Here is a 24,957-nt window from a genome sequence, read left to right on the forward strand (position 1 = left end):
AGACGCGGCGGAGCACCAACTGGGGAAAACACTTAATCAATTCGCTTCGCCGTTTTCGTGTCGGCTAACGAGTGGTAGCTCAACGCGCGCGAATTCCGAAGGTGGAAGGAACTGGGAATCATGGGGAGACCAGTCCGTTTCGGTTCGATGCTGTCCGCGGCGGCGATCGCGTTCGCGGGAGTGGCCTTGGTGCCCGCGCCCGCCGTCGCGGCGGCGCCCGGCCCGGCGGCGAGGGTCGCCGCGCCTCCGTCACCGCGATGCCCGCGGACAGCCGCTCCGCCGGAGACGAAGACCACGTCGGCGCAGGCGCCACTGACCAGGCCCGTAGCCGGACAGGCCGCGTCGGGAGCGTACTCGGCGCCGGACACGGCACGGCGGATGATCCCCGGTGACGAGTATCCGGTGAAGGTCACCGTGACCAATACGGTCAAGTTCCCTTTGGTGGCGGGAAAACATGTGCTGTCGTACCGGTGGGAGCTGCCGAACGGCCAGGACGCCACCGCCGGCAACCGCCTCGACACTCCGTTGCCGGCCGACCTCGCCCCCGGCGCCGCCGTGGCGCTGGACGCCAAGGTCAAGGCGCCGACGCTGGCCGATACCGGCAATGAGCGTGAGCAGTTTGTGCTGCGCTGGGACGTTTACGACACCTCGACCCGTAAGTGGCTTTCCGAGACGGCAGGGGTGGCGACTCTCGACCAGCCGGTCCGCGTCGAGCGCCCGACGTCGGACCAGCTCGGGCTGGAGCAGTTCTACTCCTACGTCGGAGTGCCCACCGGGGCGGGCGGCGCCGTATCGGTGAACCAGTTCTCGGGCAACGCGGTGTGGAATTACGACGTGTTGACCAACCCCAGTCGTGGATTGGCCAGTTTTCTGCGGTTGAGCAGCAACAGCGCCGACACCTCGGATTCCTATGCCGGTAGTGGCTGGTCGGTCACCTCATCGACGCTGAACCGGCTCGGCACCCCACTGGAATTCGGCGGACTGCTGCCCGGTCTGCTCGGCTGGCCGACCACGGTGACCTTGGTGGACGGCGACGGCACCAGCCACGTCTTCGAACTGAACAAGAACAATTCCTCGGACTCGGCGAAATGGACCTACGACAGCCCGGCAGGCGTGCATCTGTACCTCCAGTACCTTCCCGGGGGCGCCGACGAGCGCCGCTGGGTGTTCACCACGCCCGAGCGGACCCGGTTCTTCTTCGATTCCCAGGGCTATCACACATCCACTGTGGACAAGAACGGCAACACGATGTCGTTCACCTATGAGCGCGCACTGCTGGGCAACCGCAACACCGGTGTGCTCAAACACGTCACCGACGCGACCGGTCGCCGTACCCTGACCCTGGACTATTACCAACGTGGTGACGCGTTTTCCTACATTCTCGGCGGCAAGAAGCTGACCGGCACCGGCCTGGACAACCTGTTCATCATCGACAAGCTCAAGTCGGTCACCGACGTCTCCGGACGCGTCGTGACGTTCACCTACACCGACCGCGGCGCCCTCGGCGAGGTCATCGACGGAGCCGGAACCCCGGACGCGAAGCCGTTCACCTTCTTCTACGACGAGAACAGCGTCAAGCTGACCTCCGTCGTGGATCCGAACGGGCACAGCACCCGCATCGGCTACTTCACCGAAGCCGGCGACACGCAACGCCGGTGGAACGTACGTACGGTCACCGACCGGCGCTCCGCCGCGATGGGCTTCGACTACTTCGATCCCGACGGCGGCGCCGGGTCGAAGATCGAATCCTCGCTCGTCGACGGCAACGGGCACACCAGCAAGACACTGCTCGACGGCTACGGTCGTCCCGAGCGGGTCGCCAACGCCAAGAACGAGAAAACCCACCTGCACTGGGACGAGGACAACAACGTCATCAAGCTGGTGGAGAACAACGGCGCCACGCAGAGCTGGGTCTACGACCAGAAGACCGGGTATCCGCTGGAGATCAAGGACGCCGAGGCCAACCGGGCAGGCGGGCCGCCGACCAAGCTCGGCTATCGCACCGACCTGAACGGTCACGTCGCCGACTTGACGGACAAGACCACCCCTGAGGGTCGCAAGTGGACCTTCGTCTACGACGACAGGGCCAACCTGGTCGCGGTCACCGACCCGAAGGGCAACGCCACGCCGCAGGCGAGCGACTACACCGCGCGCTACTCCTACGACGGCTTCGGTCACCTCATAAACCAGACCGATGCCAACGGACACACGACCGTCTACGGCGACTACGACCCCAACGGTTTCCCGCGGGTCATCACCGATCCGCTGGGTTGCGCGACGCTGTATCGCTACGACCAGATCGGCAACGTCGGCTCGATCACCGACGCGCGCGGCAAGACCAGCAACTACACCTACGACGTCTTCAAGCGGCCACTCGACACCAAGGAACCGAAGGACCAGGCGGCGGGCTCCTACATCGTCACCCCCGGCCCGCGTTACGACCGCAACGACAACGTGGTGACCAGTACGGCGGCCAACGGCGCGGTCAGCCGCACCACCTATGACGAGATGGACCGGCGGGTCGCGGTCCACGCGCCGAAGGACACCCCTGACGGGCCGGAGAAGATCACCACCTTCGGTTACGACGCCGCCGGAAACCTGATCAAGCAGACCGAGCCCAAGGGTGTGCTCACGCCGAACGACCCGCGCGACTTCAGCTACACCTTCGTCTACGACGAGGCGAACCAGATCGTGCGAGCCACCGATGTGCGGGGCAACCAGATCACGGCGGCCTACGACGACGTGGGCAACGTCGTCACCCACACCGACGCCCGCAAGAACAAGACGCCCGATCCGAACGACTACACCACGAAGTACCGCTTCGATCTCAACCACCAGGTCCAGGCGACGTTCGACGCGAACGGGAACTCGGTGACGACCGAGCACGACCGGGACGGCAACGTCGTGGCCAGCATCGACGAGGAGGGCAACAAGACCCTCATCACCCTCGACGAACGGGCCATGCAGACCGAGGTGCGGTCCCCGCACAGCAACGACAACGGCCTGCGGTACTTCACCACCCGGTACGAGTACGACCAGGTCGGGAACCTGACCAGGACGATCAACCCGCGTGGGGTGGACACCACTGGCGAGGCGAACGACTTCGTCACCGAGACCGTCTACGACGAGTTGAACCGGTCCCGTGAGGAGATCCTGCCCTACGCGGCCGGCGACGCCGAACACGACAAGCCGGTCAGCACGATCACCACCTACGACGAGGTCGGCAAGGTCAAGGAGACCTCCGCGCCGCCATCGCACGGCGAGCAGGTCCGCAACGTCACCAAGCTGAGCTACTACGACAACGGCTGGCTGCGTGAATCGGTCGACCAGTGGGATATCAAGACCACCTTCGACTACACGCCGACGGGCCAGCAGGCGAACCGGACGCTGACCAGTGCCGGTGGCGGCGCGAACCGGGTGCAGACCTGGGGCTACTTCCCGGACGGCAAGCTGAAGACCCGTTCCGACGAAGGTGTCCCGGTCGGCCGCAACGTGGTCGTGGTCGACAACGCCAACCCCGATCGCACCCAGGTCACCGGCGACTGGGCGACGGCAGAATCGGACAAGGGTTTCCAAGGCACGCAGTACCGTGCCGTCGACGGCCGCAACGCCGATTTGGCGTTCACCTGGAAGGCCCCAGTGCCCGCCGACGGCACCTATGAGGTCTTGGTGCGGTATCCGCGAGCCACCGCCACCGACGCCACTTACACTGTCGAGCACGACAAGGGCGCGACCGCCAGCAAAGTGGATCAGACCACCAGGGCCGGTGAGTGGGTCAGCCTCGGCAAATACCCGATGTCGGCGGGACAGATGCGCAACGTGACGCTGTCCGGCAAGGCGAGCGGCTCGGTCGCCGCCGACGCCGTCCAGCTGGTGCGGGACAACAGCGCCGACGTCGACGCGGAGAAGAAGACCTTCGGTCACCGCTACGACGCCAACGACAACCTGATCGAGCTGACCGACTCCTCGGCGGAGACCCCGGTCGACACCTACCGCGTCCGGTACGACGAGATGAACCTGGCCGATCTCGTCGACGAACTGAACAACGGCAAGGTCGAGCACAGTACCGCCTACACCTACGACGAGAACGACAACCTCAAGTCGGCGAAGGTCGACGGCCGGACCTCGTTGTACGACTACAACGCGCTCGACCAGGTCGAAAAGACCACGAACAAGCGCAACGACGGCGATGCCGGCAAGGTCAACACGTTCGGCTACACCAAACGCGGGCACGTCGACCAACAGGTGAAGAGCAACGGCAACGTCGTCAAGTACGGCTACTACCTCGACGGTCTGCTGCGGTCCCAGGTCGAGCGCAAGAAGAACAACGGTCCGGTCGTCGCCGAGCACAACCTGGAGTACGACTCCAATTCCAACCGGATCAAGGACAACGGCCGCAACCAGAACGCCGACAACCACGGCGCGACCATCGACACCGACGCGTCCTATGTGTACGACCCGCGGGACCGGGTGCGCGAGGTCACGAAGAAGGGCGCAGACGGGGAGCGCAAGGAAAGCTACAAGCACGACGACAACGGCAACGTCTGGGAGCAGGAGATCTCGGGCAAGAAGACGTCGTTCGATTACGACCGGAACAGGCTGCTGTCGTCGACGATCGACGGGCAGAAGGCGGTTTACGACTATGACGCCTTCGGCAAGCTGAACAGGGTCACGCAGTCGGGCAAGGAGCTGGAGAAGTACACCTACGACGGCTTCGACCGCAAGACCGAACACATCAAGGACGACGGCCGCGGCCCGAAGAGCACCACCTACACCTACGACCCGCTCGACCGGCAGCAGACGAAGAAGGTGGACGACAAGACCACCGCCTACCACCACCTCGGCCTGTCCGACCAGGTGCTGACGGAGGACGAGAACGGCAAGCTGCGCAAGGCCTACCAGTACGGTGCCGACGGCGAGTTGCTGGCACAGATCAAGTTCAAGGACAACGGGACCGAAGAGGACGCGGTGTACGGGTTCAACCCGCACTCCGACGTCGAGCAGGTCACCGACGCGGAAGGCAACACCAAGTCCACCTACGGCTACACCGCCTACGGCAAGGACGACGAGAAGCAGTTCTCCGGCGAGGACAAGCCCGACCAGGCGAACCCGGACAAGGCCGAAGAGAACTCCTACCGGTTCAACACCGCCCGGCACGACAAGTCCACCGGGACCTACGACATGGGTTTCCGGGACTATTCCCCTGGCCTGAACCGGTTCCTGACCCTGGACCTGTACAACGGGGCGCTGGCGGATCTCGGCATGACCACCGATCCGTGGACGAACAACCGCTACACCTTCGGCGCGGGTAACCCGTTGTCGCAGGTGGAGATCGACGGGCACGGCTGGTTCGACGACGCGGTGGATTGGGTGGGTGACAACGCCAAGGAGATCGGGCACGCCGCGCTCGACGTCGCCGGAGTGATTCCGGTGGTCGGGGAAGCGGCGGATCTGGCCAACGCGGCTTGGTACGCGGCCGAGGGCGACTGGGCCAACGCGGGACTGTCCGCGGCGTCGGCGATCCCGTTCGCCGGCTGGGGCGCTACCGCGGTCAAGGCGGGCAAATACGCGGTCAAGGGAGCCGAAGCCGCGCAAGGCGGGGTCAAGGCCGCCGACGCCGGGCAAACCGCCGCCAAGACCGCGAGCAAGTCCGCCGACGCCGGCGCCAACGGCGCCAAGACCGCACCCGCCCCCAAACCGGCCCCCAAGGCCGGAAGCTCCAGCGGCGGCAAGCCCTCCGGCGCCGGCGGTGGAAAAGCGGGCGGCACCGCGTCCACCGGCAAGAAGTCCTCGGGCAGCGGCTCGGGCGGCGGTCAGGCCGCCAACGCGGGCGGCACCAGCGCCTCCAAGGGGTCCGGTGGCGGAGCGTCGAAGGGAGCGGGTTGCAACAGCTTCGTTCCGGGCACCACGGTGGTGATGGCCGACGGAGGTCACAAGCCCATCGAGGACGTCCGTGAAGGCGAACAAGTACTGGCCACGGATCCGGAAACCGGCGACACCGTCGCCCGGCCGGTCACCGCGGTCATCGTCGGCGAGGGCAGCAAGAACCTGGTCGAGGTCACCGTCGACACCGATGGCGGAGACCGCGCCGGCTCGACCGGCGTCGTGGTCGCCACGGGCGAGCACCCGTTCTGGGCCGACCAGCAAGGCCGTTGGGTCAACGCCAAGGATCTGCGCCCCGGCGACCAGGTGCGCACCGACGACGGGAAGCGTCTCAGCGTCATCGCGACGCGGGCGTGGACGCAAGCGCAGAAGGTCCACAACCTGACCGTCGAGGATGTGCACACCTACTACGTCACGGTCGGCAGTGAGGAACTGCTGGTCCACAACGCAGGCGAAAGCTGCAAGCTCAACCGGGCGATGCAGAACGCCGGCGAACCCGCCCGCCGGACCGGCGAGCAATCGCACCACATCGTTCCGCACGGTTCACCGAAGGCCGCGTCGGCTCGTAAGGCACTCGACGACGCCGGTATCGGTATCAACGATGCCGCGAACGGGATCAACCTGCCGCACAACGCGAAGGCGGCGACAGCCTTGGGTTCGTCACGGACACCACACAACCAGACGTTCCGGGAGAGCTACTACGACTACATCACCGCGAAACTCGCCGGCGCGGCAAAGGAAGACGTGTTCGATATCTTGTCGGGTATCAAGGACGCGCTGAACAGTGGCCGTTACTTCCCGGCGAAGGGTGAATGAGCGTGCGGGTATACCAGATAGCTCCTCCTGGCGGGTTTCATTGGATCAACCCGGTCGATTCCGACGATTTCGACCGGCTGTCCTTCGACGGGAAGCCAAAGACCTCGTCCTGGGAACCAGTGAAGATGGAACTGGTCACGAAAGACGGTGACCGGGGTGGCGAGTCCACCGACCAGTACACACATTTTCCCTGGCGGGGACAGGACCAGCTGATACTTCGGGACGAGGCTGTCGACAAGATTGGGCCGGTGCTGGACCCGTACGGGGAGCTTCTGCCTCTGGAGGGTGACGGTCTGCGGGTGGCGGTGTTCAACTGCCTGACCGTCGTGGACGCGCTGGACGAGGAGAAGTCGGAGGTCGGCTATTCCCGTGGCAGCGGCAAGGTGCGGGAGATCAGCTCGTACGTGTTTCGAGCGAATGAGGTCGACGGACTCGGGGCATTCAAGATATCGCAGCAGCCGGGTGGGCCGCTGCTCTTCACCGATGCCCTGGTCGACGAGTTCGAAGGCGCCGGTCTTTCGGCGCTGCGCTTCAACGCGGTGTGGGATTCCGAAGAAGGAACCTACGGCGAACGTTTGGCGACGAAGTTCCGTCCGGTGGATCGCAAGATCTAGCAGGAACCGTACGGGGAGATTTCGCCGCGACGGGCCTGTCGGCGTCGTGCTTCACCGCGAGCTGGAAGTCGGTGAGCGGTGCGATTTCTCCGGAAATCGTGGCGCATGCTCATGGACTTCGCATGACGCAGGGGTAAAGACCACTTCGACGGGGCTTGGGGTACGTCGAGGGCAGACGAGGAAGGTAGGGGCGATGAGACGAAGTGTGCTGGCGGGGTTGGGTGCGGTGGTGGCGATGACGGTTTCCTTCGTCGCGGCGCCGGTGGCGTCGGCGGGACAGGAGCTGCCGTTGCCGGGGTTCGGCGACGTCGTCGTGGACGACGCGCACGAGCGGGTGTTCGTTTCCGGCGGTGGCTCCGGCAACGGCATCGTCGTGACGGATTTCTCCGCCAGGGTTCGCCGGACGATCCCGAATCAGCAGGGGGCGGACGGGCTCGTGCTGAGTGCCGACGGCACCAAGCTCTACGTCGCACTGTCCGCTGGGGACGCGATCTCGGTGATCGACACCGCGACGCTGACCGAGACGGCCCGGTATCCGACCGGCGCGGGCACCTGCCCGACGCATCTGGCCAGGACCGGTGGCCTGATCTGGTTCGGCTACGGCTGCGTCGACGGCACTTTCTCGGGCAAGATCGGCAAGCTGGACCCGGCCGCGGCGACCCCGGTCTCCGGCGATCACCAGAAAGACGTCCGCTATCAGCGCGCGCCGTTGCTGACCTCGTCGGGTGTGGCGAACGGCCCGCTGCTCGCCGGGCAGTTGTCGTTGAGCCAGTCCATGGTCCAGGTGTATACCGTGTCCGGCGGGGAACTCGGCACCGGTGCCACGGGTGACGTCGTCGGCGCCGGGCTGTACGACACCGACATCACCTCGGACGGGGCCACGCTCTACAGCGCGGCCGGCGGACGCGACCGGGTGGAGGCGTTCGCTTCCGCGGATCTGGCCCGGCGGGGCGCGTACGCCGCCCGGCCACGTCCGGTCGCGGTATCGCTTTCGCCCGACGACCTGCATCTGGCGGCGGGCGCGCTGACCACGGACGGCAATGACGTGCTGATCTACGAAGTGGGTGGCGTGACACCGATCAAGACCGTCTCGCTGGACAGCGGCGAGACCGTCCAGCCCCGCGGCTTGTCCTGGTCGGCCGACCAGGACCGCCTGTTCGTGGTGACACGCCACCACAACGACGCCGAGCCGCACCTCGAGGTCGAATACCGGCCTCTTGGCTGAGGGCCGAGTCCCTTGAGCCTCAGAGTCAAGGCCGGGGACTCGAGGGAGGGGCCGTCGTGATCAACGGAGGATCGGGACGTTGAGCTTCCCTGATCCTCCGTTGATCAACGTCCGAGACCAGCGTGACTCCGGAATCAGTCACCGATCACCACGCCGGGCCGCTCGGCATGTGGACACCGCCCGGACTAAAGGCCTTCACGGACTTGCGACAACGGGGTCACGAGTCAGAAGGTGAAGACGCCTGCCGACTCGGTGTCGGCGACGCAGCGGTTGGCGTACGAGGTGCGGTAGGTGACCGGTTCGCCGCGCCACTTGCCGACCGCGGAGACGTCCACCGGGTTGTACTCCAAGGTGCAGGAACGCGGTTCCGCGCGTAGCCTGTCGAACTTTCCGTCCACTTCGGACAGTTTGGCGCAGGCGCCGCCGCGGCCGGGGTGTGAGCCCCCGGTGGGGCCGCAGCTGAGCGAGACGGTGCCGACCCGGCCGCGTGCGTCGTGGCTGGTCAGCTGGAACGTGGATTCGGCGGGTTGCGCCGGGGCCATGCAGGCCAGCGCGAGGACGCAGGCGCCGATCGGTTCGAAGAAAGCCATACTTCCACTATCGGCTGATGTGACCCGATCACTGTGGTCCACGCTTGGGTGAGATTTGCTCACCCGGTCGTGTGGTCGTTCGCCTCTCGAATGTCGTGAGCGAGCAGGGCGACATATAGGGAGAGCATCGATTCCGGGTCTTCGAGCCGCACTCCGAGCACCTGCTCGATCCGGGCCAGCTGCTGGTAGTAGGCGGTGCGGGAAGTGTGCGCGGCGGCCGCGGCGGCCGATTTGTTGCCACCGTGTTCGCAGTAATGTCTCAACGCCTGAACGAGTCTGCTGCCCTGTGCGGCGTCGCGGCCCAGCAGTGGGCCGAGTTCCCGCGCGGCGAACGCGGTGATCCGTTCGTCCCCGGCCAGCAGGTGCAGCAGGCCGCGCAACCGGACGTCGTCGAGGCGGTGGACCACCCGCTCGGCGTTCTCGGCGAGCGCCGCGGCGGCGACCTGGGCGGCCTCGACGAGCGTCCGGCGCGCGTCGGCGGGCCCGGCGCCCGTCGTCCCGACCGCGACCACCGCGGGCGCGCTGGAACGGGCCTCGTGGACGTCGGTGGCCAGCCGCCGCAGGACCGCGTCGACCCCCGCTTCCGGCGAGAGCGCGATCAGCGCGCGCACCAGCGTGTCGTCGGTGGCCACCAGCGCGGACACCTTGGCACGCCGGGCGGCGAGCGCGGTCGCCTCGGCGAGTTCCCGCAGCAGCACCGGAGTGGACTGCGCGGTCTTGGCGGTCGCGGTGATCCGGGGCCGCACGGCGACCCCGACCAGCAGCCGTCCCGTCAGCGGGACCCCGAGCGCGGAAGCCCGCGCCGTCAGTTCCGCGGGCGGCACCGGATTCGCCAGCAGTTCGGTCAGGATCGCGCGGTGCGCCTGGCGTTCGAGGCTGTCGGTGTCCTTGGCGACCAGCCGGTGGACCGCGAGCGCGGACGCGGCGCGTTCGGCGACCACGACCTGCCGCCGCGACGGCGGATCCCCGCAGACGACGACCAGCCGTCCCCAGTCGTGCCCGCGCGCGCCGACCACGGTGATCAGCCAGCCCGCGCCCGGGTGGAAACCGGTCCGCTCGCCGACCTGCACCGGCCGCGATCGCGACGGCCAGCCGGGCAGCAGCTCGCCGGGATCCGTCCCCGCCGTGTCGTAGGCGAGGACTTCGTGCGACAGCGTCTCCAGCACGACGGGATGCTCGGTGAGCCTCGCGACCTCGCGCAGGATCTCGCCGGGCTCGGCACCGGCAACCGTCAGCGCGGTGAAGGTCTCGTGGACCCGTTCCGCGGCGCGGAGTTCGTCGACCTGGGCGTCCACGATCAGCCCGTTCACCGCCTCGGTGACCGACACGAACCGCGTCTCCCGCGAAAGGGTGATCAGCGGCACGCCGTGGCGGTCCGCGGCGTCGACCAGCGCGGGCGGCAGCTTGTCACTCCAATGTCGGACCAGTTCGACGACGACCCCGGCCACCCCGACCCCCGCCAGATCGGCGACGTACCTGGCGAGCGCGGCGCCGTCGTCGGGCAGCGCGACCCCGGTGGTGAGCACGAGTTCCCCGCCCCGCAGCAGGGGAGCGATGTCCGCGACCTCGGCGACGTGCGCCCAGCGGACCGGGGCGTCCAGCCCCGCCGCGCCCGCCACCACATGCGGCCGGCCCTGGCGCAGCACCGGCAGGGCGAGCACCTCGGCGACGGTCGGGTACATCGGCCTCCCACCTGGTCGGAACGCAGAGAGACAGACTGTACGGCCGGGGGCGGGAGTCCGTACACGTTGCCGATGGCGTCGGTGTGGCGCGCGCACCCAGACTCGACCGGGAGCAGGCACCGGCGATCAGGAGGGCGGAATCCGTGACCGACCGCATCAACCACTGGATAGACGGCAAACCGTCCGAGGGCGTGAGCGACCGATCCGGTGACGTGTTCGATCCGGCCACCGGACGGGTACGAGCGAAGGTCGCCTTCGCCTCGCAAGACGACGTCGACGCCGCCGTCGCGGCCGCGACCCGGGCGCTGCCGGGCTGGCGCGGGACGTCGCTCGCCGGGCGGACGCGGGTGCTGTTCGCCTTCCGCGAGCTGCTGTCGGCGCGGCGCCACGAGCTGGCGAAGATCGTCACCAGCGAGCACGGCAAGGTCGAATCCGACGCGGCAGGTGAAGTCGCGCGCGCGATCGAGAACGTCGAGTTCGCTTGTGGCGCGGCGCAAATGCTCAAGGGCGGGTTCAGCGAGAACGCGTCCACCGGCGTCGACGTCTATTCGATCTCGCAGCCGCTGGGCGTGGTCGGCGTGATCTCGCCGTTCAACTTCCCGGCGATGGTCCCGCTGTGGTTCGTGCCCAACGCGCTCGCCTGCGGCAACACCGTCGTGCTCAAGCCGAGCGAGAAGGACCCGTCCGCGGCCACCTTCATCGCGGAACTGTTCGCCGAAGCGGGTCTGCCCGACGGCGTCCTGAACGTCCTGCACGGCGACAAGGTGGCCGTCGACGGCCTGCTGGAACATCGCGACGTCAAGGCGATCTCGTTCGTCGGGTCGACGCCGATCGCGAAGTACGTCTACGAAACCGGGACCAGGCACGGGAAACGCGTGCAGGCGCTCGGCGGCGCGAAGAACCACATGGTCGTCCTCCCGGACGCCGACCTCGACCTCGCCGCCGACGCGGCCGTCTCGGCGGGCTTCGGCTCGGCGGGGGAGCGGTGCATGGCGGTGTCGGTCGTGGTCGCGGTCGACCCGGTCGGCGACGAACTGGTCGCGAAGATCGCCGAGCGGATCACGCGGCTGCGCGTCGGCGACGGCATGCGTCCCACCTCGGAGATGGGGCCACTGGTCACCGCCGCGCACCACGAACGCGTCGAGTCCTATGTGGACGCGGGCGTCTCGGCGGGCGCCCGCCTCGTCGTCGACGGCCGCGGCATCGAGGTCGACGGCGAGGACGGCGGCTTCTGGCTCGGCCCGACACTGTTCGACCACGTCACGCCGGAGATGTCGGTCTACACCGACGAGATCTTCGGCCCGGTGCTGACGGTCGCGCGGGCCGACGGGTACGACGCGGCGCTGGACCTGATCAACGCCAACCCCTACGGCAACGGCACCGCGATCTTCACCAACGACGGGCGGGCCGCGCGGCGGTTCCAGAACGAGGTCGAGGTCGGGATGGTCGGCGTGAACGTGCCGATCCCGGTGCCGGTCGGCTACTACTCGTTCGGCGGGTGGAAGGACTCGCTGTTCGGGGACAGCCACGCCTACGGCCCGGAAGGGTTCCACTTCTTCACGCGGACGAAGGTCGTCACCTCGCGGTGGCCGGACCCTTCGCAGGGCGGGGTGAACCTCGGGTTCCCGCGCAACAGCTGACGCTTTCGCGCTCCCGCGCGCTATGAAAGGCCCGTTACTTGCAAAATTTGCAAGTAACGGGCCTTTCATAGCATCCCGACGCGCTCGGCGGTGATCTCCCCGTCTTCCGCCTGGGTTACGGGGCGATGCAGCTGACGGGCCCCGGCGTCTGGGGTGACCCGAAGGACCCCGAAGAGGCCGTACGCGTACTTCGCCGCGCGGTCGAACTCGGTGTCACGCTGATCGACACCGCCGACTCCTACGGCCCGTTCGTCGCCGACCACCTCATCAAGAAGGCGCTCCACCCGTACGCCGACGACCTCGTCATCGCGACCAAGGTCGGCTTCACCCGGCAGGGGCCCGGCCAGTGGACCGTCGTCGGCAGGCCGGAGTACCTGCGCCAGCAGGTCGAGCTGAACCTCCGTCACCTCGGCGTCGAACGGATCGACCTGCTGCAGTTGCACCGCATCGACCCCCAGGTGCCGGTGGCCGACCAGCTCGGCGTGCTCGCCGAGCTGCGGGACGAAGGCAAGATCCGGCACATCGGGCTGTCCGAAGTCAGCGTCTCCGACCTGGCCGAGGCGCAGAAGACGGCGCCGATCGTGTCCGTGCAGAACCTGTTCAACCTCGGCAACCGCCGCTCAGAGGCCCTGCTCGACCACGCCACCGAACACGGCATCGGCTTCATCCCCTGGTACCCGCTGGCCACCGGCGGGCTCACGGGCGACGACAGCCCCCTCGCCGCACTGGCGAAGGAACACGGCCGCTCTCCGTCGCAGCTCGCGCTGGCGTGGCTGCTCAAGCGGTCGCCGGTCGTGCTGCCCATCCCGGGGACGTCGTCGGTCGCGCATCTGGAGGACAACGTCGCCGCCGCGGAGATCGAGCTGACCGACGCCGAGTACGACGCGCTTTCCGCCGCCGTGAGCTGAGGGGACCAGGCGCTTTCCTCTCGGGTCATGCGGGGAAAGCGTCCTTCGGCACCCCGGGCACTATGCCTTCCGTAAACTCGTTGTGAGGACGAGCCGAGGGAGGTGCGGATGGCCAACGCCGAAGAACGCCGTTTCGAAGTACTGCGCGCGATCGTCGCCGACTACGTGTCCAACCAGGAGCCCGTCGGGTCCAAGGCGATCGTCGACCGGCACAACCTCGGGGTGTCGAGCGCCACCGTGCGCAACGACATGGCGGCGCTCGAAGAAGAGGGCTACATCACACAGCCCCACACCAGCGCCGGCCGCATCCCCACCGACAAGGGGTACCGGTTGTTCGTCGACCGGATCGCCGAGGTCAAACCACTGAGCACGGCCGAACGCCGGGCCATCACGGCCTTCCTCGACAGCGGCACCGACGTCGACGACGTCCTGCGCCGGTCCGTCCGGCTGCTCGCGCAGCTGACCAGGCAGGTCGCGGTCATCCAGTACCCGATGATGACCAACTCCGCCGTCCGTCACCTGGAAGTGGTCCCGCTCACCCCGGCCCGGCTGATGCTCGTGCTGATCACCGATTCCGGCCGCGTCGACCAGCGCACCGTCGACCTCGGGGACGTCATCACCGAGGAGAACGTCGGCAGGCTGCGCACGGTGCTGAACGGGGCGCTCGCGGGCCGCCGTCTTTCCGAGGCCGCGGCGGCGGTCGCCGAACTGCCCGAGAAGTCGCCGGGAGAGCTGCGCGACAACCTCACCCGCGTCTGTACGGTTCTGGTGGAATCGCTGGTCGAGCACCCCGAAGAGCGGCTGGTCCTCGGCGGCACGGCGAACCTCACCCGCAACGTCTCGGACTTCCCCGGATCGCTGCGGCAGGTGCTGGAAGCGCTCGAGGAGCAGGTCATCGTCCTCAAGCTGCTCGCGGCCGCCCGCAACCCCGGTGCGATCACCGTGCGCATCGGTGAGGAAAATGAGGACGAGCAGATGCGCAGCACCTCGGTGGTGTCCATCGGCTACGGCATGGACGACCTGCTGCTGGGCGGGATGGGCGTCGTCGGTCCGACCAGGATGGACTACCCGAACACCATCGCCGCGGTGCGCGCGGTGGCGAACTACGTGGGGCAGATCCTCTCCGGCCGCTGAGCCGCGTTGAGGTCGAAGTCAGAAGGAGAAGGCGAAGACGGTGGCGAGGGACTATTACGGCATTCTCGGGGTTGCGAAGAACGCGACGGATCAGGAGATCAAGCGCGCGTACCGCAAGATGGCCCGTGAACTGCACCCCGACGTCAACCCGTCGGAGGACGCGCAGCATCGCTTCGGTGAGGTGACCACCGCCTACGAGGTGCTGTCGGACCCGCAGAAGCGCAAGGTCGTCGACCTCGGCGGTGACCCGATGGACGGCGGGGCGCGCGGCGCGGGCGGCGGTGACCCGTTCTCCGGCTTCGGCGGACTCGGCGACATCATGGACGCCTTCTTCGGTGCCGCCGGGGGTGGCGGCGGACGCGGTCGTGGCCCGCGCAGCCGCGTGCAGCCCGGCTCCGACGCGCTCATCCGCCTCGGCCTGACGCTCGAGGACTGCGCCACCGGCGTCGACCGCGAGATCACCGTCGACACCGCCATCGTGTGCGACCTGTGCCGCGGCGCCGGCTCGACCGAAGGCACCGGCAGCCAGACCTGCGACACCTGCGGCGGCGCCGGCGAGGTCCAGTCCGTGCAGCGGTCGTTCCTCGGCCAGGTCGTCACCGCCCGCCCCTGCCCGGTCTGCCGCGGCTTCGGCGAGGTCATCACCGATCCCTGCCGCCAGTGCGGCGGCGACGGCCGCGTCCGCGCGCGCCGCAACGTCACCGCCAAGATCCCGCCGGGCGTCGGCGACGGCATGCGCATCCGGCTCTCCGGCCAGGGCGAGGTCGGCCCCGGCGGCGGCCCGGCAGGCGACCTGTACGTCGAGATCGACGAGGCACCGCACGAGGTGTTCGTCCGGCAGGGCAACGACCTGCACTGCAACTTCCGCATCCCGATGACCACCGCCGCCCTCGGCGCCACGGTGCCCATCGAGACGCTCATCGACGGCGACTACGAACTCGACATCGAGCCGGGCACCCAGCCCGCCACCGAACTCGTGCTCACCGCCAAGGGGATGCCGCGGCTGCGGTCCTCCGGCCGCGTCGACGGCCGGGGCGACCTGCACGTCCACATCGACGTCGTCGTGCCGACCAAACTCGACGACGCCCAGCGGGACCTCCTCGTCGAACTGGCCCAGCAGCGCGGCGAAGACGTGCCTTCGCTCTCCTCGAACGGCTCCAAGCCCGGCGGGCTGTTCTCCAAGCTGCGCACCAAGAACCACCGGTAACCCGTGCCCGAGACGACACTGCCGGTCTTCCTCACCGCCGCGCTGCCCGGTTCCGGGCGCACCACGCTCGACGGTGAGGAAGCCCGGCACGCCGCCACCGTCCGGCGGCTGCGCGTCGGCGAACGTCTCGTGCTTTCCGACGGCGAAGGCGGCATGGCGCGCTGTGTCGTCGAAGCCGTCCAGGCGGGCCGAGACGCGGCACTCACCCTCGCCATCGAAGAACACTGGATCGAAGAACCGCCCGCACTGCGCGTGATCGTCGCCCAGGCACTCGCCAAAGGCGACCGCGGCGAACTCGCCGTCGAACTCGCCACCGAAGCCGGCGCCGACGCGATCGTCCCGTGGCGCGCCACCCGCAGCGTCGCCCGCTGGGAAGAAGGAACCCGCGGCGACAAAGCCCTCGCCCGCTGGCGCGCCACCGCCCGCGCCGCCGCCAAACAAGCCCGCCGCGCCCACGTCCCCGAAGTCGCCGAACCCGCGAACACCCGCGAACTCGCCGAACTCGTCCAGACCGTTTCCCGCGCCCTGGTCCTCGAATCCGGCATCACCACCCGGCTCACCGAGATCGAACTCCCGCCACAAGGCGACATCCTCCTCGTCGTCGGCCCCGAAGGCGGCATCACCGACGACGAACTCACCACCCTCACCGACGCCGGCGCGACCGCCATCCGGTTGGGCCCCACCGTTTTGCGCACCTCCACCGCGGCCGCCGTCGCGCTCGGCGCGCTGGGAGTTCTCACCGACCGCTGGACGTGAAAAAACACCCCACTAATTTGCGGCGAGTTATGGCGCGATCACGCAAACAGCCGTTACTCTCGTTAACTGACGCGCAACACACGGTTTCGGCGCGCCACTGGGGATGAAGCCCAGTCGCGCGCGTGAATCCCCGCCGGGCACCTCCCCCCTCGGTCCGGCGGAGCCGCGGCGACGGTGGAGCGACCCCCAGGCTCCACCGCGCCGCGGCGTCTTCATTTGTGGGCTTCGCCCCAAATTCGCGCCGCGGCGCGGTTCCGCGTGTTGACCCGGGGGGCCGAGCCCCCCGGACCCCCCACGGTGCGTCCGGCGGCGGTTGGCGGCCGGGAGACTGAGCAAAAGCGAAGCGTGCGTAGGTGATGACGTGGCCGCCCTACGCCGACGCTGGCGCGTCGTCGTGGGCTGGTGAGTGACGAGGGTTTCGCAAGTAGTCCTCTAGTGGCGGTTGTTCTTCTGGTCGTGAAGGCCTCCTTGCCTACCTTGAAAGTAGTGAAGGGGTCCTTCGCTACTTTTCGATGTGATCGCTGGTGACGTTGGGGCGGGGTGGGACGGGTGGGGGATAGGGTGGGGCAATGAGTGACGCGGAGACGTTGTTCGAGCGGATCATCGCGGGGGAGATCCCGTCCGAAAAGGTGTACGAGGACGCGACGACGTATGCGTTTCGGGACATAGCGCCGCAGGCGCGGGTGCACGTGCTCGTGGTGCCGAAGAAGCGGTACCGGAACGTGGCCGAGCTGGCCGCGGCGGACCCGCAGGTGCTCGCCGACATCGCCTTGGCCGCCAAGAAGGTCGCCGAGATCGAGGGGATCGACGGGTCCGGCTATCGGGTGGTGTTCAACACCGACGGTGACGCCGGGCAGACCGTCTTCCACGTGCACGCGCACGTGCTCGGTGGCGAGCAGCTGGGGCATTTCGGGCGCTGAGGCGCACGGCCTGCGGAAACCGGACTGCGTGCCGCCACCCGCAACCAGTAGCATCGACCTTGTCAGTGTCGTTGAAAATCGCAGCGTAAGCGCAGGAAGTAGGCCCGAGGCCACGTGGCCGGAACCGTACCGGGTGAAGCCGCCCGACCCGACGTCACGGACGTCACAGCGACGAAGGCCGACGAGGCCGCCGTCACCGAAGCGGCCCAGTCCCGATTCCCCATCCCCGACGCCGCCGCGCTCAGCCTGCTCGGCTCGAGGGACGAAAACCTCCGCGTCGCCGAAGAACTCCTCGCCGCCGACGTCCACGTCCGCGGCAACGAGGTCACCCTGACCGGCGCCCCCGCCGACGTCGCCTTCGCCGAACGTGTCTTCGCCGAACTCGTGACGCTCGCCGGTCGTGGCCAGCAGGTCGACCCGGCCACCGTCCGCCGCACCGTCGGCATGCTCTCCACCGGTGACTCCGAGTCGCCGGCCGAAGTGCTGAGCATGAACATCATCTCCCGGCGCGGCAAGACGATCCGGCCCAAGACGCTCAACCAGAAGCGCTACGTCGACGCCATCGACAAGCACACCATCGTGTTCGGCATCGGCCCCGCCGGTACCGGCAAGACGTACCTCGCCATGGCCAAGGCCGTCCAGGCCCTGCAGGCCAAGCAGGTCAGCCGCATCGTGCTGACCCGGCCCGCGGTCGAGGCGGGCGAGCGCCTCGGTTACCTGCCGGGCACGCTCAACGAGAAGATCGACCCGTACCTGCGCCCGCTCTACGACGCGCTGCACGACATGGTCGAGCCCGAGTCGATCCCCCGGCTGATGCAGGCGGGCACGATCGAGATCGCGCCGCTCGCGTACATGCGCGGCCGCACCCTCAACGACGCCTTCATCATCCTCGACGAGGCGCAGAACACCACGCCGGAACAGATGAAGATGTTCCTCACCCGGCTCGGGTTCGGCGCCAAGATCGTCGTCACCGGCGACGTCACCCAGGTCGACCTCCCCAACGGCCAGAAGAGCGGCCTGCGGGTGGTCCGGGACATCCTCGAAGGCGTCGAGGACCTGCACTTCGCCCAGCTCACCAGCCAGGACGTCGTGCGGCACAAGCTCGTCGGCGACATCGTCGACGCGTACGAGAAGTGGCAGGCAGTGCAGGACAGCCAGGACCAGGGCAACAACCGGGGCCAGGGCAGTGGCTGGAAAGGGCAACGCCGTTCATGAGCATCGAGATCGCCAATGAATCGGGCGTGAACGTCGACGAGACGTCGATCGTGTCGGCCGCCCGCTTCGCGCTCGACAAGATGGAGGTCAGCCCGCTCGCCGAGCTGTCCATCCTGCTCGTCACCCTCGAGGTGATGGAGGACCTGCACGAACGGTGGATGGACCTGCCCGGTCCCACCGACGTCATGGCCTTCCCGATGGACGAGCTCGACTCGTCGCGCCGCCCCGACGCGCCCGACGCCTCACCCGCGCTGCTCGGCGACATCGTGCTCTGCCCGGCGTTCGCGAAGGACCAGGCCAAGACCGCCGGGCACGCGCTGATCGACGAGCTGCACCTGCTCACCACGCACGGTGTCCTGCACCTGCTCGGCTACGACCACGCCGAACCCGCCGAGGAACGCGAGATGTTCGGTCTGCAGAAGCGGATCCTCGGCGAGTTCCAGGCGGCCGTGGCCGCGGTGAACCGGCGCGACGCGCAGCGCACCGCGGACGACAGGCTCCTCGGCACCGCCGGGCTGGACACCGTGCCCGCCGACGAACCCCCCGCCTAGACATGGGCAGTCCGACCGCGCTGCTGGTCATCGCCATCGCGCTGATCCTGCTCGCCGGGGTGTTCGCGGCCGCCGACGCGGCGGTCAGCACGGTCTCCAAGGCCCGCGCCGACGGTCTCGTCCGCCTCGGGCGCCCCGGCGCGCGTCAGCTCGCGCTGGTCATCGCCGAACGCCGCCGCCACATCAACCTGATCCTGCTGCTGCGGATGACCTGCGAGCTGACAGCCACCGTGCTGGTCACCGTCGACATCCTCGGCTGGATCGAGCCGTTGTGGCTCGCCATCGTCGTCGCCGCCGGCGTGATGGTCGTGGTGAGCTACGTGCTCATCGGCGTCGGCCCGCGCACCCTCGGCCGCCAGCACCCCTACCGGATCGGCCTGGTCGTCGCGGGCCCGGTCCGCGTCCTCGGTTCGATCCTCGGCCCGCTCAGCAGGCTGCTGATCGTCCTCGGTAACGCCATCACCCCCGGCCGCGGCTTCCGCGAAGGCCCGTTCACCTCCGAAGTCGAACTGCGTGAACTGGTCGACCTCGCCCAGGAGCGCGGCGTCGTCGAGGAATCCGAACGCGAAATGATCCACTCGGTGTTCGAACTCGGCGACACCGTCGCGCGCGAGGTCATGGTGCCGCGCACGGAGATCGTCTGGATCGAGCACGACAAGACCGTGCGCCAGGCGCTCGCGCTGGCCCTGCGCACCGGGTTCACCCGGCTGCCGGTGATCGGCGAATCCGTCGACGACATCGTGGGCGTGGTCAACATCAAGGACCTCATGCCCGCCTACATGGGCGAGGGCGGTCCGCAGCGCGTGGTCGAGGAGCTGATGAACCCGGCGAGTTTCGTGCCGGACTCGAAGCGGCTCGACGATCTGCTCAAGGAGATGCAGGTCTCGCACAACCACATGGCGATCGCCGTCGACGAGTACGGCGGCACCGCCGGCCTGCTCACCATCGAGGACGTCCTCGAGGAGATCGTCGGCGAGATCACCGACGAATCCGATACCGACGAACGCCCCGAGGTCGAGGAACTCGACAACGGAGCGGTCCGCGTGTCGTCCCGGCTCTCGATCGACGACCTGGGCGAACTGTTCGGGATCGACCTCGAAGACCACGACGTGGAGACGGTGGGCGGGCTGCTCGCCGAGCGACTGGGTAGGGTCCCGCTGCCGGGGGCCGAAGCCGAGGTCGCCGGACTTCGGCTGTTCGCCGAAGGCGGAAAGGACCGGCGCGGGCGGATGCGGATCACCACGGTGGTCGTCCATCCCGCCGACGCGACCGCGGTGACCGACCCAGCCCAGGGCAGGCGCCGCACCCGGGTCCCGCAGCCCGATGAAAGTGACAGGAGTGTCGAACATGCCTGAGCTGGACGCCGAGGACGAGAAGCTGGTGACCCTGGCCAGGTCCGCGCGAGCCCGCACCCAGGCCGAGGAAGGCGCCGCGCTGCGCGACACCGACGGCCGCACCTACGCGGCGAGCACGGTCGACCAGCCGTCGTTCAAGCTCACCGCGCTGCAGGCCGCCGTCGCCGCCGCTGTTTCGAGCGGAGCCGAAGGAATCGAGGCAGCCGTCGTGGTCAGCGGGGAAGGCCTGCTCAAAGAAGCCTCCGTGCACGCGGTCCGCGACATCGCCGAAAAGGCGCCCATTTATCTCGCCGATCCCAGTGGCAAGGTGCTGAACTGATGGCCGAGCCGCACCGTTCCGGTTTCGCCTGTTTCGTCGGGCGCCCCAACGCGGGTAAATCCACGCTGACCAACGCGCTCGTCGGCAGCAAGGTGGCGATCACCTCCAGCAAACCGCAGACCACCCGGCACGCCATCCGCGGCATCGTCCACCGCGAAGACGCCCAGCTGGTCATCATCGACACGCCGGGGCTGCACCGGCCGAGGACACTGCTCGGCGAGCGGCTCAACGACATCGTCCACTCGACATGGTCCGAAGTGGACGTTGTCGGGCTTTGCGTGCCCGCCAACGAAAAGGTCGGTCCCGGTGACCGGTTCATCGCCGCCGAACTGAAGAAGATCGCCAAGCGCACCCCGGTGATCGGTGTCGTCACCAAGACGGATCTCGTGAAACCCGAACAGGTCGCCGAGCAGTTGCTCGCCCTGCAGGAGGTCATGGAGTTCGCCGAGCTCATCCCGGTGTCCGCTGTGGACGGTTTCCAGGTCGGCGCGCTCGCGGACCTGCTGGTGCGCCACCTTCCCGAAGGCCCGCAGCTGTACCCGGGCGGGGAACTCACCGACGAGCCCGAGCAGACCCTGGTCGCCGAGCTGATCCGCGAGGCCGCGCTGGAGGGTGTCCGGGACGAACTCCCGCACTCGATCGCCGTCACCGTCGAGGAAATGCTGCCGCACGAGGGCAGGGACGACATGATCGACGTGCACGCGTTCCTCTATGTGGAACGACCCAGCCAGAAGGGCATCATCCTCGGGCACAAGGGTGAGCGTCTCAAGGACGTCGGTGCCCGCGCCCGGCAGCAGATCGAAGGACTCCTGGGGACGAAGGTCTACCTCGATCTGCACATCAAGGTCGCCAAAGAGTGGCAGCGCGACCCCCGTCAGTTGCGACGACTGGGCTTCTGACTGAACGGAATGTCTCGATTCGGTCGCGGAGACCGGTTGATGATGTGGAACCGGACGGGTGACCTTAGAGTCTCACTCCTCGACTCCGGTGATCGCTGATCGGGCGGCGGCGCGCGGGTCGATTTCCACATCTCATTCGTGAAGGGAAAGCGGTAAATGACCGACAACCAGGGCCTGCCCAACTACTCCGGCGACCCTCAGGGCGGTGGCGGCTTCAACAACCCCGGCCCGCCGCCCAACAACAACCTGGTGTGGGCGATCCTCACCACGATCCTGTGCTGCCTGCCCTTCGGTATCGTCTCGATCGTCAAGTCGACCCAGGTGAACACGCTCTGGGCGCAGGGGCAGCCCGCCGCCGCGCAGGAAGCCGCCAACGCCGCCAAGAAGTGGGCCATCATCGCCGCGATCGTCGGTGTCGTGGTCGGCATCCTGTACTTCGTCCTGGTGGTCGCCCTCGGCGTCTTCTCGACCTCGGTCGACATGAACAACTACCGCTGATAGCGGCTATCGAGGGGGAGACCTCATGACCGACCAGTACCCGAACTACCCGCCTCCGGGCGGGCCTCCGCCGCAGCAGCCGTACTACGGCGGCGTGCCGAACTACGGTCCGCCGCCGGACAACAACCTGGTGTGGGCCATTCTCTGCACGGTGTTGTGCTGCCTGCCGCTGGGTATCGTGGCGATCGTGAAGTCGAGCCAGGTGCAGACGTTGTGGTCGCAGGGCTTCCACGCCGAAGCCCAGAAGGCCGCCGACGACGCGAAGAAGTGGTCGATGTGGGGGGCGATCGCCACCGGCGGTCTCTTCCTGTTGTACATCATCTTCGTCGTGGTGATGATCATCATCGGAGCGTCGGCGGGAAGCTTCACGCCGTGACGACGTCCGTCTACACGGGATTCCCGGCGCGCGGGTTCAAAGCACGGGCCCGCGCGCTGGGGCCGCCCCTGGCCATCGCCGCCGGCGCCGGTCTCGGCTGCGTCGCCCTCTGGCTGGGCGATCCCACCACTCCCGGCGGGCCGCTTCCGGTCTGCCCCACCAAGGCACTGCTGGGCATCTCCTGCCCCGGCTGCGGTGGCATGCGCATGGTCTACAGCGTGCTGCACGGCGACATCCCCGCCGCGCTGCACTACAACGCGGTGTCCTTTGTGGTCGTTCTGCTGCTCGTCTGGAGCACCGTCGCCTGGGCGGTCGGCAGGCTCCGCGGTCGCACGATGGACAGCTGGCTGCACTGGCGCTGGACGCCGCTCGCGTTCGGCATCGTGTTCGTCGTGTGGTTCGTCATCCGTAACCTGCCCTTCGCCCCGTTCACCTCGCTCCACGTGTGAGTGCCGGGCCGGGACCCGGATCGTCGGTGGCACCGAGTACGCTCCCGCGCACCGGTCTGCTCGGCGTGTACCCATGCCGTACATTCAGCCCGGGTCGCCGCACGAGGCCCCGTGCGCCAGGGGCGAGGAACCAGCGAGGGGATTTCGATGACCACTCCCTACGGCCAGCAGCCGCCGGGACAGCAGCCGCCACCCGGGTCCGGGCCCCAGCCGGGGGACGGGCAGCAGCAGTCACCGCAGCCGCAGCAGCCGTTCGGACAGCCGTCGTCGGGGGAGCAGCCTTCACCTTTCGGGCAGCAGCCTCCCCAGGGTGATCAGCAGTCCCCGTTCGGGCAGCAGCACTCCTCGCCGTTCGGCCAGCAACAGCAGTCTCCTTTCGGGCAGCAGCCTTTCGGCGCGCAGCAGCAGACGCCGTTCGGGCAGCAACCGCAGCCGTCTCCGTTCGGCCAGCCGCAGCAGGGTCAGCAGACGCCGTTCGGCCAGGCCTCCCAGTTCGGTCCGCAGCAGGACTACGCCCACTGGGGCCTGCGCGCGGCGGGGACCTTGATCGACTTCGGCCCGATCGTCGTACTCCCGGTCGTCGGCGCCATCATCGCCACGAACGTGAGCTCGGTCATCGGCGGCGTCATCGCCGGTATCGGCTACCTCGCGGGTCTCGTCTGGACCGTCTACAACCGGTGGTTCAAGATGGGCACCACCGGCCAGTCGCTCGGCAAGAAGATCCTGAAGATCAAGCTCGTCCGCGAGGCCGACGGGCAGCCCATCGGCCCGTTGATGGCCTTCGTCCGGGACCTGTGCCACAACCTGGACGGCTGGGTCTGCGGCCTCGGTTACCTCTGGCCGCTGTGGGACCAGAAGAAGCAGACGTTCGCCGACAAGATCCTCAGCACCGTCGTCGTCCCCGGCGAGGCCACCGCGACCGCGTCGGCGCCGTTCGGCCAGAGCCCGGGATTCCCCGCGCCGTCGCAGTCGTTCCCCGCGCAGCCTTCGCCGTTCGGTCAGCCGCAGCAGCCGTTCGGCCAGCAGCCCCAGCAGCCGCAGCCGGGTCAGTTCGGGCAGCAGCCCGCGCAGCCGTTCGGACAGCAGTCCTCTCAGCCGTCCCAGCCGTTCGGTCAGCAGCCGCAGGGAACCGCGGCGCCGTCCCCGGAGTCCCAGCCCGGACCGGCTTTCGGCGAGGCCGAGCCCACCCAGGTGCTTCGTCCCGGTCAGCAGTCTCAGCAGGCGCCGTCCGGGTTCGACGAAGCCGAGCCGACGCAGAAGATCACGCCGGAGCAGCTGAGGCAGCAGCTGCCGGGGGCGGACGGGCCGAACGGGCCCGGAACGCCGCAGCAGTAACGGAACGACCGGCGGGATCCACCCGCCGGGAAGCACGACACAAAAATGGGGAACCCGATGACGAACCCGTACGGCCAGCAGCCCGGCTACGGCCAGCAGCAGCCCTATGGCCAGCAGCCTCAGCCCGGATACGGACCTCCGTCCGGCGCCACGCCCGCGCCGTACGGTCAGCCCTCCGGCGCCACCCCCGCGCCCTACGGTCAGCCGTCGGGGGCGAACCCGATGCCGTACGGCCAGCCCGCTCCCTATGGTCAGCCTTCGCCCTACGGCCAGCCCGCGCCGTACGGTGCCCCGGGTGGCATGCCCGGTGGCGGCGGTGACATCAACTCGATCCCCGACTACAAGGGCTGGGCGATCGGCTGCATCTTCCTCTGCTGGATCATCGCGATCTTCGCGATCATGAAGTCCAACGAGGTCAACACCTACAAGATGCAGGGCAACTACACCGCTGCCATGGACGCGTCGAGGTCGACGAAGACGATGTGCATGATCGCGTCGATCATCGGTGGTGTCGGCTGCCTGTTCTCCCTTCTCTATTTCGTCGTGATCGCCGCGTCGTTCTAGTCCGAAAAACAACGAGGAACA

General features: G+C 68.1%; 20 protein-coding genes and 1 pseudogene. 19 read left to right on the top strand and 2 right to left on the bottom strand.

Going from position 1 to position 24,957, the window contains the following annotated elements; translation table 11 throughout:
• Window positions 1-120 precede the first annotated feature (120 nt).
• The 3 genes from ACLJPX_RS32330 to ACLJPX_RS32340 all read left to right on the top strand — a co-directional run bounded on the left by ACLJPX_RS32330 (window position 121) and on the right by ACLJPX_RS32340 (window position 8,538).
• Window positions 121-6,699: a polymorphic toxin-type HINT domain-containing protein gene (locus ACLJPX_RS32330; RefSeq protein ID WP_410604236.1), complete on the top strand. Its 6,579-nt coding sequence runs from the start codon at window positions 121-123 to the stop codon at window positions 6,697-6,699.
• Entirely contained in the window at window positions 6,696-7,313 is a 618-nt protein-coding gene (locus tag ACLJPX_RS32335) for an imm11 family protein (RefSeq protein ID WP_410604237.1), read from the top strand. Before ACLJPX_RS32330 ends, ACLJPX_RS32335 begins: the two co-directional genes overlap by 4 nt.
• Window positions 7,314-7,506: 193 nt before the next feature.
• Window positions 7,507-8,538: a hypothetical protein gene (locus tag ACLJPX_RS32340; RefSeq protein ID WP_410604238.1), complete on the top strand. Its 1,032-nt coding sequence runs from the start codon at window positions 7,507-7,509 to the stop codon at window positions 8,536-8,538.
• 224 nt (window positions 8,539-8,762) lie between these two features.
• Here the strand turns inward: ACLJPX_RS32340 and ACLJPX_RS32345 are convergent, their stop codons facing one another.
• Together ACLJPX_RS32345 and ACLJPX_RS32350 are read right to left on the bottom strand one after the other, a co-directional pair.
• A complete protein-coding gene (locus tag ACLJPX_RS32345) occupies window positions 8,763-9,128 on the bottom strand; it encodes an SSI family serine proteinase inhibitor (RefSeq protein WP_101606068.1) in 366 nt (121 codons plus the stop codon).
• Window positions 9,129-9,187: 59 nt separating this feature from the next.
• Window positions 9,188-10,810: a PucR family transcriptional regulator gene (locus ACLJPX_RS32350; RefSeq protein ID WP_410604239.1), complete on the bottom strand. Its 1,623-nt coding sequence runs from the start codon at window positions 10,808-10,810 to the stop codon at window positions 9,188-9,190.
• Between the two features lie 143 nt (window positions 10,811-10,953).
• Between ACLJPX_RS32350 and ACLJPX_RS32355 the strand changes: the two genes are divergently transcribed.
• The 16 genes and pseudogenes from ACLJPX_RS32355 to ACLJPX_RS32430 all read left to right on the top strand — a co-directional run bounded on the left by ACLJPX_RS32355 (window position 10,954) and on the right by ACLJPX_RS32430 (window position 24,936).
• Complete coding sequence (locus ACLJPX_RS32355; RefSeq protein WP_410604240.1) at window positions 10,954-12,450, top strand: CoA-acylating methylmalonate-semialdehyde dehydrogenase; 1,497 nt, start codon at window positions 10,954-10,956, stop codon at window positions 12,448-12,450.
• 83 nt (window positions 12,451-12,533) lie between these two features.
• A pseudogene (locus ACLJPX_RS32360) lies at window positions 12,534-13,358 on the top strand (aldo/keto reductase); the annotation flags it as partial.
• A 108-nt stretch (window positions 13,359-13,466) separates the two neighbouring features.
• Window positions 13,467-14,492 carry a heat-inducible transcriptional repressor HrcA gene (gene hrcA / locus ACLJPX_RS32365; protein WP_101606072.1) on the top strand — a complete coding sequence of 342 codons (1,026 nt, stop codon included), beginning with the start codon at window positions 13,467-13,469 and terminating at the stop codon, window positions 14,490-14,492.
• Window positions 14,493-14,532: 40 nt separating this feature from the next.
• Window positions 14,533-15,699: a molecular chaperone DnaJ gene (dnaJ, locus tag ACLJPX_RS32370; protein WP_410604241.1), complete on the top strand. Its 1,167-nt coding sequence runs from the start codon at window positions 14,533-14,535 to the stop codon at window positions 15,697-15,699.
• Window positions 15,700-15,702: 3 nt separating this feature from the next.
• The gene (locus tag ACLJPX_RS32375; protein WP_410604242.1) at window positions 15,703-16,455 is read left to right on the top strand and encodes a 16S rRNA (uracil(1498)-N(3))-methyltransferase; all 753 of its coding nucleotides are present in this window, start codon (window positions 15,703-15,705) and stop codon (window positions 16,453-16,455) included.
• Between the two features lie 569 nt (window positions 16,456-17,024).
• On the top strand, window positions 17,025-17,375 hold the full coding sequence (locus ACLJPX_RS32380; protein WP_410604243.1) for a histidine triad nucleotide-binding protein: 351 nt from the start codon (window positions 17,025-17,027) through the stop codon (window positions 17,373-17,375).
• Window positions 17,376-17,489: 114 nt separating this feature from the next.
• On the top strand, window positions 17,490-18,590 hold the full coding sequence (locus ACLJPX_RS32385) for a PhoH family protein (RefSeq protein WP_410604244.1): 1,101 nt from the start codon (window positions 17,490-17,492) through the stop codon (window positions 18,588-18,590).
• Entirely contained in the window at window positions 18,587-19,141 is a 555-nt protein-coding gene (gene ybeY, locus ACLJPX_RS32390; RefSeq protein ID WP_076166333.1) for an rRNA maturation RNase YbeY, read from the top strand. The genes ACLJPX_RS32385 and ybeY overlap by 4 nt, the downstream gene beginning before the upstream one ends.
• Window positions 19,142-19,143: 2 nt before the next feature.
• Window positions 19,144-20,496 (top strand): hemolysin family protein, encoded by a 1,353-nt coding sequence (locus tag ACLJPX_RS32395; protein WP_410604245.1) that lies wholly within the window; start codon window positions 19,144-19,146, stop codon window positions 20,494-20,496.
• A complete protein-coding gene (locus ACLJPX_RS32400) occupies window positions 20,489-20,815 on the top strand; it encodes a cytidine deaminase (RefSeq protein WP_410604246.1) in 327 nt (108 codons plus the stop codon). Before ACLJPX_RS32395 ends, ACLJPX_RS32400 begins: the two co-directional genes overlap by 8 nt.
• Window positions 20,815-21,714 (top strand): GTPase Era, encoded by a 900-nt coding sequence (era, locus tag ACLJPX_RS32405; protein WP_410604247.1) that lies wholly within the window; start codon window positions 20,815-20,817, stop codon window positions 21,712-21,714. Before ACLJPX_RS32400 ends, era begins: the two co-directional genes overlap by 1 nt.
• Before the next feature lie 156 nt (window positions 21,715-21,870).
• Window positions 21,871-22,212, top strand: coding sequence for a CD225/dispanin family protein (locus tag ACLJPX_RS32410; RefSeq protein WP_410604248.1), 342 nt, complete (start codon window positions 21,871-21,873; stop codon window positions 22,210-22,212).
• Window positions 22,213-22,237: 25 nt separating this feature from the next.
• A complete protein-coding gene (locus ACLJPX_RS32415) occupies window positions 22,238-22,588 on the top strand; it encodes a CD225/dispanin family protein (protein ID WP_101606082.1) in 351 nt (116 codons plus the stop codon).
• Entirely contained in the window at window positions 22,585-23,037 is a 453-nt protein-coding gene (locus ACLJPX_RS32420) for a DUF2752 domain-containing protein (RefSeq protein WP_410604249.1), read from the top strand. The genes ACLJPX_RS32415 and ACLJPX_RS32420 overlap by 4 nt, the downstream gene beginning before the upstream one ends.
• Window positions 23,038-23,184: 147 nt before the next feature.
• Window positions 23,185-24,372, top strand: a complete 1,188-nt coding sequence (locus ACLJPX_RS32425; protein WP_410604250.1) for an RDD family protein — start codon at window positions 23,185-23,187, stop codon at window positions 24,370-24,372.
• Window positions 24,373-24,429: 57 nt separating this feature from the next.
• The gene (locus ACLJPX_RS32430; protein WP_410604251.1) at window positions 24,430-24,936 is read left to right on the top strand and encodes a CD225/dispanin family protein; all 507 of its coding nucleotides are present in this window, start codon (window positions 24,430-24,432) and stop codon (window positions 24,934-24,936) included.
• Window positions 24,937-24,957 lie beyond the last annotated feature (21 nt).

Origin of the sequence: Amycolatopsis sp. lyj-90 (genome assembly GCF_046549035.1) — a bacterium.
In the GTDB taxonomy this organism is placed as follows: domain Bacteria; phylum Actinomycetota; class Actinomycetes; order Mycobacteriales; family Pseudonocardiaceae; genus Amycolatopsis.